This is a genomic window from Thalassospira sp. ABL2_045, from assembly GCF_056161285.1.
Map to the genome: position 1 here is coordinate 46,996 of NZ_JBSWYV010000015.1, position 13,686 is coordinate 60,681.

The following is a 13,686-nucleotide window of genomic DNA, read 5'->3' on the forward strand; positions in this document are numbered from 1 at the left end:
GGCAGTCTCATCTTTGTGGGCGGTCGGAAAATGCGGAAAAGGGCAAAACGGACTGGCCGTTTTGCCCCTTATAAATCATTGCGAAGTGCGGTGACAGAAATCAGTCGCGCAGCAGTTCGTTGATCGAGGTTTTCGAGCGGGTCTTTTCATCAACGCGTTTGATGATGACCGCGCAATACAGGCTCGGTCCCGGGGTTCCATCCGGAAGCGGCTTGCCCGGAATGCTACCCGGAACGACGACCGAGTAGGCCGGAACACGACCAACAAAGGTCTCGCCGGTGGTGCGGTCGATGATTTTGGTCGATGCGCCGATGAAGACACCCATCGAAATGACGGCCCCTTCTTCGACAATCACGCCTTCAACGATTTCCGAACGTGCGCCGATAAACGCATTGTCTTCGATGATGACCGGGCCGGCCTGAAGCGGCTCAAGCACGCCGCCGATGCCCGCACCACCCGAAAGGTGAACGTTCTTGCCAATCTGGGCGCAGGAACCAACGGTTGCCCAGGTATCAACCATGACGCCGGTATCAACATAGGCGCCAAGGTTTACGAAGGACGGCATCAAAACGGTGCCCGGTGCAACATAGGCCGAACGGCGCACGATGCTGCCCGGAACGGCGCGGAAGCCGGCTTCCTTGAATTCGGCGTCGCTCCAACCTTCGAATTTGGACGGGACCTTGTCCCACCAGTTGGTATTTCCGCCCGGACCACCTGCGATGGTGGTCATGTCATTGAGACGGAAAGACAGCAGGACCGCCTTTTTGGCCCACTGATTGACAACCCATTTGCCGTCAATCTTTTCGGCAACGCGCAGTTTGCCGGAATCCATGGCGCCAAGCGCCTGTTCAACAGCCTTGCGGATTTCGCCCTGGGTGGCGGAATTGATTTCGTCGCGGTTTTCCCATGCGACGTTGATCACGCCTTCAAGCTCGGTTGTGTTCATTTTTCGAAGGTCCTTGCGGTCAGCCAAAATTGCGTCGGCGGAGAATGGTCAAACCCGGCCATGAAGTCAACTCCGCCAGTTTACGTAGAAATGCCTGTTTCAGGCAGATTTCCGTCCCTGATCCCTTTCGCCCATCTATCCCGTTTGGGCGCGCGATAGAAATAGCCGATCACAGGGCCAAGCTCAATCCTGGAACGATGACAAATTGGCCTTTTGCGCCGGGTTTGCCTACACCCCGTTGGAAAGACCGCGCAAGAAGCCGACAAGGTCATCGGTTTCATGGTCGATGCGCGGATCATCGCGCCCATCCTGTGCCCATTCGATATCGGTATGCACCCAGACCGTGGTCATGCCCATATCCTTGGCCGGCAGAAGGTTCTTGGCCATGTCTTCGAAATAGACAGCCCGGGTCGGGTCAATGCCATCGCGCGCCAAAAGCAGGTCATAGGGTTCCTGCTTGGGCTTGGGGATGTAATCGGCATCGACAATGTCAAAGATGGTTTCGAAATGATCGGAAATGCCCAAGCGATCCATCACCCGTTCGGCATGGCCGCGCGATGCATTGGTGAAAATCAGTTTGCGTCCGGGAAGCTCATCAAGCGCGCTGGCAAGATCCGGGGACGGAGCCACGACCGACAGATCAATGTCATGGACCTTGGCCAGATAATCCGCCGGGTCGATTTCATGTTCGGTCATCAACCCACGCAAGGTGGTGCCATAACGATGGAAATAGTCCTTTTGCACACGATAGGCTTCCTTGGCTTCAAGCTTTAGCGCATCGCGAACATATTGCCCGATCAGATCGGAAACCTGCGAAAACAGGTTGCACGCCGCCGGATACAGCGTGTTGTCGAGATCAAAGATCAGCACGCTGTCATCATCAACGCGGGGCAATGCGGATGTACGTTTCGGGGCGGTGGTCATGAGCAGGGGCCTTCCGGAATGTGCATGGGGGGTCGTGCGCGCGAGCGCGCCGACCTTTGTAAGCGATCCTTACGGTCTTGCAAACCATCAGGATCACCCGGTGGTCTTTGCGCGGTCATTTGATCTTTGAGGATGCAAAAGGGCGTTGGGATTTGGCCTTTGACGTCTGGTCTAGGCGCGATTATCCGTTCGCATAGGAAATTGCGGTTTGTAAAACCCTTGTTAAGCAGAAGCGGCGAAAATGACCGAAAGCCATTAAGGCAATCAGGGTGGTTTCCATGTTCGGGGGAAGGGGAAATCGCTTTTAGATCCGGGCAGCGTGAGAGGGTGCATTGGAGAAAGTTTTAAAGGCTCGAACAACCGAACTGCGGAACGAGCGAAACCGTTTTGCCGCATTGGCGTTTGTGTGGGGGGATCTTCTTCTTGAGCTGGATGGGGATCTTCGCATTGTTTTTGCATCCGGCGCGTCAGACGGAATTCTGGGCCATCGCCCACAAGACCTTGCAGGGACATCTTTCACCCAGTTTCTGGCAAAGCAGTATCGTCCGCTTGTAACCGAGATGTTGCAGGTTGCGCGTCGGCGCGGGCGGATGGACAATATTCAGGTCCGCTTTGACCAGAAGGGCGACATGCTAAGCCCGCCGGTTTCCATGAGCGGCTATTTTCTGCCTGATCTTGGCGATCATTTCTTTGTCGCCCTTCGTGTGGCGGTCAATAGCCTGTCACCTGATGTTGCGGCCGCCCTTCAGCGCGATAATGCAACCGGACTTCTTGATGAGGAAAGCCTTTCAAAGGTCGTGACCGAACGCCTTGTTGCCCAACGTGAAACCGGGGCGGAGCATAAATTCACCCTGATGACGCTCGATGCCTTTGATCCGCTGTGTGAGCGGATGAAGCAGGTTGAACGGGCCGAGCTTATGGCAAGTGTCGGGGCGTTTTTGCGTGCCCATTCGGTGGCCGGTGATACGGCCGGACGCTTGGGCAAAGAGCAATTTGGCATGTTGCACCGCCCGGATGTTCCGATTGGCGAACTTGAAAACCGCATTTCCGAATGCGTGCGCGATGCCGATCCGGCTGGGGTCGGCACCAAGGTCAGTTCCACCGTGACCGATTTTACCGCCGAACTTATTCCGCCGGGTGATCTGGCGCGCGGGGTTTTGTATTCCATCCGGCGTTTCTGTGATCGTCAGGAACACAGTTTTACCTTTTCGCGCCTGTTGGGGCAGGCCGACAATCTGGTCAATAGTACCTTTTCGGCGATGCAGGATTTCGGCACGCGGATCGATCAATTGAAATTTGATACGGTCTATCAGCCGATCGTGCGTCTGCCGACAGCCGAAATCCACCATTTCGAGGTCCTTGTCCGGTTCTATGATGATGACGGCAAACTGATCCCGACCCAGGAACTGGTCAATTTCGCCGAGCAGGTCAATCTGGTGCACCGGCTTGATCTGGCCATGCTGCGCCGGAACCTGAAATGGATCAGATCGCAGCTTGATCTGGGGATTACGGCCCGCGTAGCGGTCAATGTTTCCGGACATTCATTGGAAAACCCGGATTTCTGCCGGTCGGTGATTGCGTTGTTTGAGCGCAATCGCGATACCCTTGGTCAATTGATGCTTGAGATCACCGAAACCGCGGAAATCACCGATATTGATACGGCAGCCAAATGGATTGCCCAGTTCCGCGAATTCGGGATCGAGATCTGCCTTGATGATTTCGGTACTGGCGCGTCGAATTTCCGATATCTGAGTGCAATGGACATTGATTATGTCAAGATTGACGGGGAATCGATCCGGCAATCCACCAAAACGGCCAAGGGATTGGCCTTCCTGCGTTCGCTGGTTGATCTGTGCCACGATATCGATGTCGAGGTTGTTGCCGAAATGATTGAAACCGATAAGATGCGCGACCTCGTCACCAAGGCGGGGTTTGATTTCGCGCAAGGCTATCTGTTCGGAAAGCCTGAAACCGATATCACGCTTTATTGGCGCGATGCGATTTTCAGGCGCTAGGCCAGCATCGTCCAAGAGCGTCATCCATGATGAGTGTCCCGGCCGTCTGGACGTGATGATGATTGCGCGCGGTCAGTCCTGTAAGGGATCAATCTCTTCGTTGAAGACACCGTATCTTGCGAGAATGCGGTCATAAATGCCGTTTTCGCGAATTGCGACAAGACCGGCATTAAGTTCGCGCATCAGGGCTTTCGGGTTTTTGGCCTTGCGCGAGATGCAGGAAAAATACGGATTGTTGGAAATCACTTTGGACCGGATCAGCTCACGATCGCCAATTTTGCGATCTGCCTTGTGGAGCTGGAAATCCATTGGCGCCTTATAGGACAGCGCGACATCCAGTCGCCGTGACAAAAGCATATCAAGCAATGTAGCCTCGCCGTTCACAACCAGGACATCCAGTCCGGCTTCGCGTGCGCTGGCCTCAAGGCTATAGCCATTGACGACGCCGATGGTCATGTTTTTGGCATCTGCAATTTTTTCAAGCCCGCCAAGGGCGCTGTCACCGATGGCATAAAACGCGACGCGGACATGGCCGAGCAGATAGGAATAAAAAAGGTCTTCCTCGCGTTCAGGCAGGTAGCTACATGAACAAAGCCCATCGACCTGCCCGGTGCGGGCCAGGAAATAGGCGCGCTGCCACGGATAGAACGGGGTGATCAGGGTGATATGGCGGGTGGCAAATGCTGCGCGCAGCACTTCGATGTCATAACCGGGCAAGGGCGCGTTCGAGGCAATCTTTGATGGCGGGAAGGGATTGCAGGCCAATGTGACGGTCGGCTGGTTGCCAGCCGGCGGGATCAGGGAATTCTGGGCAGATGCCGGATTGGTCGTGCCAAACACGAACAGGGCGCAAACGATCAGTGCGATAAAGGTTGCCATTGCGCACAGCATTTGGCGCCGGTCAATCGCGCGGCGGTGCAAATGGCAATCCTGAGAACGTTCGGCCCAACTCATCGCGATCGTGTTTGAACTATTCCAAAAAAATCAACGAGATCAAAATGCTATCACGTTTTACGTGTGATGTAAGAGTTGAATCGTGTCAGGGTGGTCGTCAATCAAGGCGCGATAAATGAAAAGGCCGGTGATGAACACCGGCCTTTTGCAAGAAAAACGTTCGATATACGCGCCGATTATTCGGCGGCTTTGACTTCCGCGCTGTTGCGGATTGCCGCTTCGCGGACGTCGCCCGTGACATGTTCTTCGAACTTCGCGAAGTTCTTTTCGAACAGGCCGGTCAGGTTGGCAGCAGCCTTGTCATAGGCGGCCTTGTCGTTCCAGCTTTCACGCGGGTTCAACACTTCTGCCGGGATGTCGCCGCACGCGGTCGGGTAGGCCAGGCCGAAGAACGGATCGGTTGCGAAATCGGCATTTTCCAGATCGCCATTGAGCGCTGCATTGAGCAGACCACGGGTATAAGCAATCTTCATGCGCGAGCCAACGCCATAGCCGCCACCGGACCAGCCGGTATTGACCAGCCAGCAATTGGCTTCGTGTTTTTCCATCATCTCGCCAAGCAGCTTGGCATAGACCGACGGATGACGCGGCATGAACGGCGCACCAAAGCAGGCAGAGAACGCAGCGGTCGGTTCCTTGACACCTTTTTCGGTGCCGGCAACTTTCGCGGTGTAACCCGACAGGAAGTGGTACATCGCCTGTGCCGAGGACAGTTTTGCGATCGGCGGCAGAACGCCAAACGCATCACAGGTCAGCATGATGATGTTTTTCGGATGGTTGCCACGGCCGTCTTCCGATGCATTCGGAATGAATTCGATCGGATAGGATGACCGGGTGTTTTCGGTGTGACGGGCATCGTCGAGGTCAAGCTCGCGCGACTGCTTGTTCATCACAACGTTTTCCAGAACGGTCCCGAAACGCTCGGTCGTGGCGTGAATTTCCGGTTCTGCTTCTTTGGAAAGCTTGATGACTTTGGCGTAGCAGCCGCCTTCGAAGTTAAAGACGCCGTCTTCGCCCCAACCGTGTTCGTCATCACCGATCAGCGTGCGCGACGCATCAGCCGAAAGGGTGGTTTTACCCGTACCCGACAGGCCAAAGAAGATGGCGGTGTCGCCGTCCTTGCCCATGTTGGCCGAGCAATGCATCGGCATGACGCCCTTGGCCGGCAGGATGTGGTTGAGAACCGAGAAGATCGATTTCTTCATTTCGCCGGCATACCAGGTGCCGCCGATGATGACCATTTTGCGCTCAAAACTGACCATGACGAAGACTTCGGAGCGGGTGCCGTCGACTTCGGGGTCGGCCTGAAGGCCAGGTGCATGCAGAATGGTGAATTCCGGCGCGAAGTCGCGCAGTTCTTCTTTCTGCGGCTGGATGAACATGTTACGCGCAAACAGGTTATGCCATGCGTTTTCGTTGATCACACGCACCGGCAGGCGGAAACGCGGATCGGAACCGGCAAAGCAATCCTGAACGAACAGTTCGGTGCCCTGAAAATATGCGCGCACTTTCTGATACAGGCGCTCAAATACTTCCGGGCTGACCGGGCGGTTTACATCGCCCCAATCGATATCTGCCTTGGTGCTTTCTTCTTCGACGACAAAGCGGTCAAGCGGGGAACGGCCGGTATGTTCGCCAGTCAGGGCGACAAAGGCACCGCCTTTGGCGATTTTACCTTCGTTGCGACGGATCGCATGTTCATAAAGGCCTGCAGCGTCAAGGTTCCAGTGAACGGCGCCAAGGTTTTTAAGGCCATGAGTTTCAAGGCCTACACGGCTGACAACGGGTCCTGATTGCAGCACGAATCTCTCCTGGTGGGAATTAAAAGAGCTGGGGGTTAATGTCCTATTGCACACAACAAATTGTGGGTAATCCGTCGTGTTGAGACATATTGTTACAAAGGTGTCTTAAAAGCAACCGCTCCTTTTGCCTAATACCTAGGAAAACGTACGGTTTTTTGCGTTTGCGAAAATAACATTTTCAGGGTCGCGGCTTTAATGTTCGGAATGCAAATAGTCCGAATTTATGCGCGCGAAATTTTGCACATTTCGACCAAAATATCGCGTGCGTCACCCGGAGTCCCGATCGGTCTGGGAAAGTCGATTCTAAGTGGCGCAAGATCGGGGACATCTGCGGTCAAAACCATGCCGTCGCAGTCAATCGATTGCATCTGCCAACCAGCATCCGCATCGGCTGTGCTGTAGTGCCCGACGATATCACGCAGGGCGTCAAGGTGATCGGCGTTCATATGCGCGACAATGCCGTCATGACCATCGATCAGGGCGGAAACGTCGGCGGGAATGAATTTGTCGCCCGACAGTCGGCGCTGTTTGCCAAATCCCCCGACCCAATAGATCGCCGTGACATCGATCCGGTAAAACCCGAAATCGGCGAAATCGGCATATTGGGCTGCATCCGGATGGGCGTGCAGATAGCGCTGGCGAACCCGTTGTTCGACATCGGGATCGATCACACGGTGGGCCTCGCCAAATACGGTCAGTCGGGCCGTGTCGGTCTGGATGCCGGTATCTGGGGTGGCAGGGGCAACCAGATCGGCCTCAGTCACCAGCAGGGAAACACGGTTATCTGCCTTGATGTGACGGGTGTGATCAGCAAGCTCGGAAATCAGCAGGATGGGGCTGCCATCGATATCACAGGCCGGAACCACCATCGAGGCCGTTGGCCAGCCGTCATCAAGTTGCTTGTGGTCATGGGCGATGGTTGCAAGCACACCGCGCGCTGCACGCCGCAGCATCTGGCGCAGGGCGGATGAGGATGGAGCTGTGTCAGACATCTTTCGGGTCATCCATTTCGTTTCTCAAGAGATATCGCCAACCGCGCTGTCACGCAACCGAACGCCGACCAACTATTTTTATACGTGTAAATTCAACACAATCATTAATCCGAAGGTTGAAAATTGGCGCGTCGTTCGCACCTGTAAATGAAGGTAGATGTCCAAAGATCGCTTTGCGTTAGGAAAAGCTACAAAATTTGCGTGATGACGGTCTGGAACACCGGTTCAACTGATCCCATATCGAAAATTAGCAACCTCTATATAGACGTATAGTTTTATGGTGGAAAGTTCGTTTCGTGCCTGTGCAAGGGTGTTCTCTGTCCACGCCCCAATAACAATAAGCTTTTGGCCGAACGACTTTTCGGGCGTGCCACGGTGCATGAACAAGGGGAAAAACATTTGGTAGAGTCGGCAACGATTGAAACCTGGCCGTCCGAGACAGGTTCATATATCGAAAATGAGCCCAAGACAGATGCCCATACAGATGCGAAATGGCGCATCCTGGTTGTTGATGATGACACGGATGTGCATGAGGCAACCGATTATGCCCTTTCACGGGTCAAAATCCTTGGACGCCCCCTTGAACTGATTCACGCCTTTTCGGCCGCCGAAGCGTTGAAAATCCTGCATCAGGAAGCCGATATTGCGGTGATCCTTCTCGACGTTGTCATGGAACACCCCGATAGCGGATTGCGCCTGGTCGAGGCGATTCGTGCCGAGGGGTACCGGGAACAACGCATCATCCTGCGCACCGGGTATCCCGGTGCTGCCCCGGAAAAAGTGGTTATTCGCAATTACGAAATCGAAGATTACTGGTCCAAGGACGAGTTGACGCGCACGCGCCTTGTCACGTCGCTTACGACGGCGATCCGAACCGTTGATTATATCCGCGCGCTGAAGGGAACGCGCGCCGGTCTGGAAATGGTGATCGAAGGCACGCAGCATCTTTATCAGAACAAGAACCTTGATCTGTTTGCCGAAGGTGTCCTGACCCAGCTTGCCGCGATCTTGCGCGTCAGTCCCCAGGGTGGGATTTGTGCGTTGGCCGAACTGCCCGACAAGGAAGACGAACTGGTTGTTCTTTCGGGAACCGGCCGGTTTGCCCCGCATATCGGCAGAAAATTGTTGGACGTCGATGACATCGATAAGGATCTGGTTCTTGAAAGTTTGAAAAATGGTGAGGGACCGGTGGTTTCGGGCAACCAGATGGTGTTCAGCCATAAGAGCGAGACCGGTCGACGGTTGCTGATTTATTTTGTGCACGAGCAAAGCCTGAGCAAGCAGGACATCGTTCTGACAGAGCTTTTCGTTACAAATCTTGCGATCTGTTTTGATAACCTTGCCTTGATCACCGAGCTTGGTGAGTTGGCATTTGTTGATCAGCGGATCGGAATTCCCAACCAGAATGCCTTTGATCGGGAATTGATGAGCATCCCGCGCGATGACAGTAATCATGCCCTGGTTGCCATGGTTGCGGTCGAGGATGCCGCCGAACTTGTCGTTGCGTTTGGCGTCAATTATTTCGAAGAAATCATGAACGCCGTTTATCAGCGTTTGCACAGTATTGCCGGTCCAAACGTGCTGGTGGCGCGGGTTGCGGAATACACACTGGGACTTGTCGACAGTACGGGCGAATTCGAAGTCGCTGCTGCTGAGAAAATCTTTGACGAGCCGTTCGAGGTGGCCGGAAGCCCGGTGGTTGTTCAGGGTACCATCGGTGTGGTGCGTGGCAATCCGGAGGGGCGACTTTCAAGTGATATCCAGCGTGCAGCCCGGCTGACCGTGTTAAAGCAAAAACAGAAGGGCCCGGGTGGGACAGCCGAGTTCGAACCGTCCATGGCCGACGACGTACAGGATTCCCTGCGTCTGATTGGCAAGTTGCGCGAAGCGGTGCAGGATCGTGTGCTGAGCTTTGTTTTCCAGCCCAAGATCCGATTGGGTAGCGAACATGTTGTCGGCTACGAAGTTCTTTGCCGTTGGACGGATGACGGTGTTTCGGTTTCGCCCGGCCGGTTTATTCCGGTTGCCGAGCGGGCCGGACTAAGTGACGATATCACCTTCCAGTGTCTTGAGGCCGTCAGCGATCTGAACCGGTCCTTGCAACAGGAAAACCTTCCTGCGCTTAAGGCGGCGGTGAACCTTGCCGCGCAAGATATCGGTAATATGGACTTCGTCGAAAAGTTGCTTGAAGCCTGTCATGAGCTTGGGCTTGGTCCGGAATTGATATGCTTTGAAATCACCGAGACCCAGCATTTTACCAATGACGGTGATGCCACAGCATGTGTGCAGAAACTGGCCGAAGAAGGGTTTGAGCTTTGGCTTGATGATTTTGGCACCGGATATTCGTCCCTGACGCATCTTGATATTCTGCCGGTGTGCGGCATCAAGATCGACAAGTCCTTTATCAGCGTGCTGTCGGCGGAAAGTCATGCAACCCATGTGGCTGAAACAGCAGCAGGGATTGCGCAGACGCTTGGCATTGATTGCGTTGCAGAGGGCATAGAAACCCGCGAACAGCACAAGTTCTGCCAAAGCCTTGGTGTCGAGTTTGCCCAAGGGTTCCTTTATAGCGCCGGACTTGCCCCCGACGAGTTTGTTGCGTGGCTGAAAGACCGGAACCTGAATGGGCGGGCAAACGATGACAGAAACTGATCCGTGGGCCGTGACCGATCAAAATGCAGCCATCCCCCTTGTTGACGGGTGGGATTCCCGATGGTCTCAGAATGGCTATTTCTGGCGTATCACGGCGGGTGTGGCGTTGGCCGGGGCGCTGCTTTTCCTTGGCCTTATGGCGTTCTGGATTGAGGTGGAAAGCAGTCGCGAAGATGAACAGACCGTTCGCAGTCTTGTGGTCGATGTGACCCATCGTTCCGCAGACATTCGTCAGTGGTACGAAACGTCGATTCAGACCTTGCATACCTCGATGTTAAACCCGGCAATCCAGAACTTTGAGGCCCGCCCGGGTGACGCGATCAACTATTTTCGCCAGCTTGCCATGGAAGTCCAGCGGTTCAGTCAGCTTCGGATCCTGTTGCCAAGTGGCATGGAAGCGCTAAGGGTTGATGCGCGTGAGCGGGATGTCATTGTCACATCCGAAGAAGAACTTCAGGACAAGTCGGGCAGATACTATTTCGAGGTGGCAGAAACCCTGCGTCCGGGGCAGGTATATGTCAGCAAGCTCGACCTGAATGTTGAAAATGGCGAGATAGAACAGCCCCTGCGTCCGACCGCACGACTTGTCGCGCCAATTACAACCGACGAACAAACCATTGTCGGGTATTTCGTCGTCAATCTGGATATGGCCACACCCCTTGCAACATTTGGTGTGGCAAGGGGGGGTGACACCAGAACGGAGCTTTTGAACCCCGAAGGATATTGGCTTGCCGGGGCGCAGAACGATCTTAATTGGGGCTTCATGCTTGAAGCAGGGACGACGCTTGCCCGGTCAAATCCGGATCTTTGGCGTCGTATCGCGTCGGTCGAGGCACAAGCCGGTTTCGAATTTGAAGACCGTCTTTATGAGGTTGAAACCCTACCGGTTGAAAAGCTGCTTTCGAGTGTTTCCGAGGGAATTGTCCTGGCCGAAGAGCCGCGTTTGCACTTGATTTCAAGTGCGCCATCTTACCAGGCCTGGTCGGGAAACATAACGGTCATGCTTGGTTTTGTGACCTTCATGCTGGCATTGATTTTCGCGGTGTCGGCCGGGATCGGTTTCCTGATGTTGCGTCGTCGCCAGGCCGTAAAGCTTCAGGCCCTGTTGACACGGGATCTGATGGTTCAGGGTCGCCATGCGGCCCTTGGCCGGATTGTTGCCGGTGTTTCACATGAGATGCGCACACCGCTTGGCAATGCGCTGACGGTCAGCACAACCATGTCTGGGGACCTTGAAGAGCTGCAACAACGCCAGATGAAGGCAGGTGACGTTGATCAGGAACGCATGGAGATGATTGAAGCATTGTTGGATGGCAACAGGATCCTTCAAAAGAACATCCAGCGGACCAGAGATCTTTTGAAACACTTCAACCAGACAGCAACTGATCAAATTGTGCATACCCAGCGTGTTTTTGATCTGACCAAGGTCATCACCGATCTGGTCAGAACGCTGCGCAATCAGCTTGAAAAAACCGGTGTGCAGCTGAGCACGACTTTGCCCCAAACTGCGCAAATGAAAAGTTATAGCGACGCGGTCGATCAGGTAATCCTCAATCTGATCATGAATGCCCATCAGCATGCGTTTGTCGGGCGTGAAAAAGGTGTGATCAGTATCCGGGTCAGCGCGCGTGACGCGGAATATTACCTTTTGGAAGTTGCCGATGACGGGATTGGCATTTCTTCGGAAGATCAGGACAGGATTTTCGAGCCGTTCTATTCGATTAACGCGTCAAGCAGTGGCACGGGCATGGGGCTGGCGATCGTGATGAATGTTGTGCAAAACACGTTGGGGGGGCAGATCAAGGTTTATTCCATGCCAGGGGCTGGGACGGTTTTCCAGATTACCTTGCCAAAAACAGCCCCGACACGGGCGGTAAAACAGGAAAGTCCGTTTGCAGTTGAAGAAGAGCCAGCACTGACATCGCCAAATCCAACCGGGACGGTTTGATCCGTGATTGGTCAGGTGGCGGGAACTTCTTTTTTGACTGAGACGCGGCGTTGCTTTGCCTTGGCGATAACGCGCTTTTTGTTGCCGTCGCTCATGCCCATCCAGGCGCCAATTTCATCGCCGGTGCGATAACATCCCATGCAATAGCCCGATTTCGGGTCGAGCACGCAGGTGCCAATACAAGGGGATTTGACGGGCATGATGGTCGGCCTGTAAGCGGGAAAAAAAGATCTCAGATGCATAAAAAGCAGTTTCGCGCGCCCGGATCAAGGGGGGGATGATCCAGACACGCGAAACGAACCGGGGGGATGTCCGGTTATGGCTTAAATCACATCCTTTAAAGGCGATTGAACCATTCGCGGACCTGACGGTCGGCTTCTTCGCGTTCAATGCCATAAGCTTCCTGAATGCGTCCGACCAGCTTGTCCTGCTGGCCATCAATGGCATTGACGTCATCGTCGGTCAGGCGACCCCATCGTTTTTTGACGTCACCGGTAAGCTGTTTCCAACGTCCTTCGATTTGATCCCAATTCATGGTTATCTCCTGCTTTTGTTGACGTTTTGCTCGTTTGTTTGGCGTTTTGCCATCTGTGAGAGTCAACGACAGAGCCGCAGTCTTGTTCCAAATCAATTTGGGGGCGTGCCGATCAACAAAGCCCGGGGTGTGCTTGCCTTATCCTGCTCAGGGGGGTATAGCCCCATGCAGTTTCTGTTTATGGAGTTGTTTTCGCACTTGCCGGAGTTGGCGTTTTGGTGCGGCACGGAGGAAGATATGCGCGGCTATTTCGGGATTGGAATTGAAGGGGCAAGCAAGCCTTTGAATGTGGGCACCCTGTTTCGTTCTGCCCATGCCTTTGGCGCAAGCTTTGCGTTTACGGTGGATGCAGCCTTTCGTCAGGAACGCTCAAATATTACCGATACGTCAAAGTCGGGCGAACAGATGCCCTACTACCACTTCCCGGATCATGAACATCTGTTTCTGCCGCAAGGCTGCCGGATGGTCGGTGTTGAACTGACCCCCGATGCGATTGAACTACCAAGTTTCAAGCATCCGTCGCAAGCGGCCTATATCCTGGGGCCGGAACGCGGGAACCTGTCCGATGAAATGCAGGAAAAGTGCGATTTCATCATCAAGATCCCGATGAGTTTTTGTGTCAATGTGGCGATTGCCGCCAATATCGTGATGTATGATCGCGTGATCAATCTGGGCCGCTTTGCCCCGCGCCCGGTACGCGCCGGCGGCCCGACCGAACCCAAGCCCGAAACGCATTATGGTGGCTGGATTTCGCGCACGGGCGACAAACGCAAAGGCGATCCGGAAAAATTCCGTCAGGCCCCGCCGCCGGATTACTCCGTCATTGATGGTTCACTGGATGATGACGACGCCTGAGTAAGGCGATCGATACCTGAAAAAAAGAAGCAACGGCCGTGAGGGAGGAGCACGGCCGTTGCT

Annotated in this window: 11 protein-coding genes; 4 read left to right on the forward strand and 7 right to left on the reverse strand. The window is 54.4% G+C overall.

The window, feature by feature from the left end; translation table 11 throughout:
• Window positions 1–100: 100 nt before the first annotated feature.
• Entirely contained in the window at window positions 101–946 is an 846-nt protein-coding gene (dapD, locus tag ACXAIA_RS17825; RefSeq protein ID WP_475350535.1) for a 2,3,4,5-tetrahydropyridine-2,6-dicarboxylate N-succinyltransferase, read from the reverse strand.
• Between the two features lie 228 nt (window positions 947–1,174).
• On the reverse strand, window positions 1,175–1,870 hold the full coding sequence (locus ACXAIA_RS17830; protein WP_475350536.1) for a pyrimidine 5'-nucleotidase: 696 nt from the start codon (window positions 1,868–1,870) through the stop codon (window positions 1,175–1,177).
• Window positions 1,871–2,274: 404 nt separating this feature from the next.
• On the opposite strand from ACXAIA_RS17830, the gene ACXAIA_RS17835 reads away from it, so the two are divergent.
• Window positions 2,275–3,885: an EAL domain-containing protein gene (locus ACXAIA_RS17835; RefSeq protein ID WP_475350537.1), complete on the forward strand. Its 1,611-nt coding sequence runs from the start codon at window positions 2,275–2,277 to the stop codon at window positions 3,883–3,885.
• Window positions 3,886–3,957: 72 nt separating this feature from the next.
• On the opposite strand, the gene ACXAIA_RS17840 is transcribed toward ACXAIA_RS17835, so the two are convergent.
• The 3 genes from ACXAIA_RS17840 to ACXAIA_RS17850 form a co-directional block, all read right to left on the reverse strand.
• Window positions 3,958–4,839, reverse strand: coding sequence for a substrate-binding periplasmic protein (locus ACXAIA_RS17840; protein WP_475350538.1), 882 nt, complete (start codon window positions 4,837–4,839; stop codon window positions 3,958–3,960).
• A 176-nt stretch (window positions 4,840–5,015) separates the two neighbouring features.
• Window positions 5,016–6,641 (reverse strand): phosphoenolpyruvate carboxykinase, encoded by a 1,626-nt coding sequence (locus tag ACXAIA_RS17845; RefSeq protein ID WP_475350539.1) that lies wholly within the window; start codon window positions 6,639–6,641, stop codon window positions 5,016–5,018.
• A gap of 221 nt (window positions 6,642–6,862) precedes the next feature.
• The gene (locus ACXAIA_RS17850) at window positions 6,863–7,633 is read right to left on the reverse strand and encodes a HugZ family pyridoxamine 5'-phosphate oxidase (protein ID WP_475350540.1); all 771 of its coding nucleotides are present in this window, start codon (window positions 7,631–7,633) and stop codon (window positions 6,863–6,865) included.
• 399 nt (window positions 7,634–8,032) lie between these two features.
• On the opposite strand from ACXAIA_RS17850, the gene ACXAIA_RS17855 reads away from it, so the two are divergent.
• Together ACXAIA_RS17855 and ACXAIA_RS17860 are read left to right on the forward strand one after the other, a co-directional pair.
• Window positions 8,033–10,285: an EAL domain-containing protein gene (locus ACXAIA_RS17855; protein ID WP_475350541.1), complete on the forward strand. Its 2,253-nt coding sequence runs from the start codon at window positions 8,033–8,035 to the stop codon at window positions 10,283–10,285.
• On the forward strand, window positions 10,272–12,233 hold the full coding sequence (locus tag ACXAIA_RS17860) for a sensor histidine kinase (RefSeq protein ID WP_475350542.1): 1,962 nt from the start codon (window positions 10,272–10,274) through the stop codon (window positions 12,231–12,233). The genes ACXAIA_RS17855 and ACXAIA_RS17860 overlap by 14 nt, the downstream gene beginning before the upstream one ends.
• A gap of 11 nt (window positions 12,234–12,244) precedes the next feature.
• Here ACXAIA_RS17860 and ACXAIA_RS17865 read toward each other — a convergent pair whose 3' ends face one another.
• Both ACXAIA_RS17865 and ACXAIA_RS17870 read right to left on the reverse strand, forming a co-directional pair.
• Complete coding sequence (locus ACXAIA_RS17865) at window positions 12,245–12,433, reverse strand: DUF1289 domain-containing protein (protein ID WP_475350543.1); 189 nt, start codon at window positions 12,431–12,433, stop codon at window positions 12,245–12,247.
• Window positions 12,434–12,570: 137 nt separating this feature from the next.
• On the reverse strand, window positions 12,571–12,768 hold the full coding sequence (locus tag ACXAIA_RS17870) for a CsbD family protein (protein ID WP_475343838.1): 198 nt from the start codon (window positions 12,766–12,768) through the stop codon (window positions 12,571–12,573).
• A 237-nt stretch (window positions 12,769–13,005) separates the two neighbouring features.
• Here ACXAIA_RS17870 and ACXAIA_RS17875 point away from each other — a divergent pair, with 237 nt between their 5' ends.
• Window positions 13,006–13,623, forward strand: a complete 618-nt coding sequence (locus ACXAIA_RS17875) for an RNA methyltransferase (protein WP_475350576.1) — start codon at window positions 13,006–13,008, stop codon at window positions 13,621–13,623.
• The last annotated feature ends 63 nt before the right edge of the window (window positions 13,624–13,686 follow it).

Bases quoted from the DNA above. Each gene is read 5' to 3' on its own strand.
- ACXAIA_RS17830 (WP_475350536.1), bottom strand. From the start codon at position 1,870: ATGACCACCGCCCCGAAACGTACATCCGCATTGCCCCGCGTTGATGAT.
- ACXAIA_RS17875 (WP_475350576.1), top strand. From the start codon at position 13,006: ATGCGCGGCTATTTCGGGATTGGAATTGAAGGGGCAAGCAAGCCTTTG.
- ACXAIA_RS17870 (WP_475343838.1), bottom strand. From the start codon at position 12,768: ATGAATTGGGATCAAATCGAAGGACGTTGGAAACAGCTTACCGGTGAC.
- ACXAIA_RS17850 (WP_475350540.1), bottom strand. From the start codon at position 7,633: ATGTCTGACACAGCTCCATCCTCATCCGCCCTGCGCCAGATGCTGCGG.
- dapD (WP_475350535.1), bottom strand. From the start codon at position 946: ATGAACACAACCGAGCTTGAAGGCGTGATCAACGTCGCATGGGAAAAC.
- ACXAIA_RS17860 (WP_475350542.1), top strand. From the start codon at position 10,272: ATGACAGAAACTGATCCGTGGGCCGTGACCGATCAAAATGCAGCCATC.
- ACXAIA_RS17840 (WP_475350538.1), bottom strand. From the start codon at position 4,839: ATGAGTTGGGCCGAACGTTCTCAGGATTGCCATTTGCACCGCCGCGCG.
- ACXAIA_RS17865 (WP_475350543.1), bottom strand. From the start codon at position 12,433: ATGCCCGTCAAATCCCCTTGTATTGGCACCTGCGTGCTCGACCCGAAA.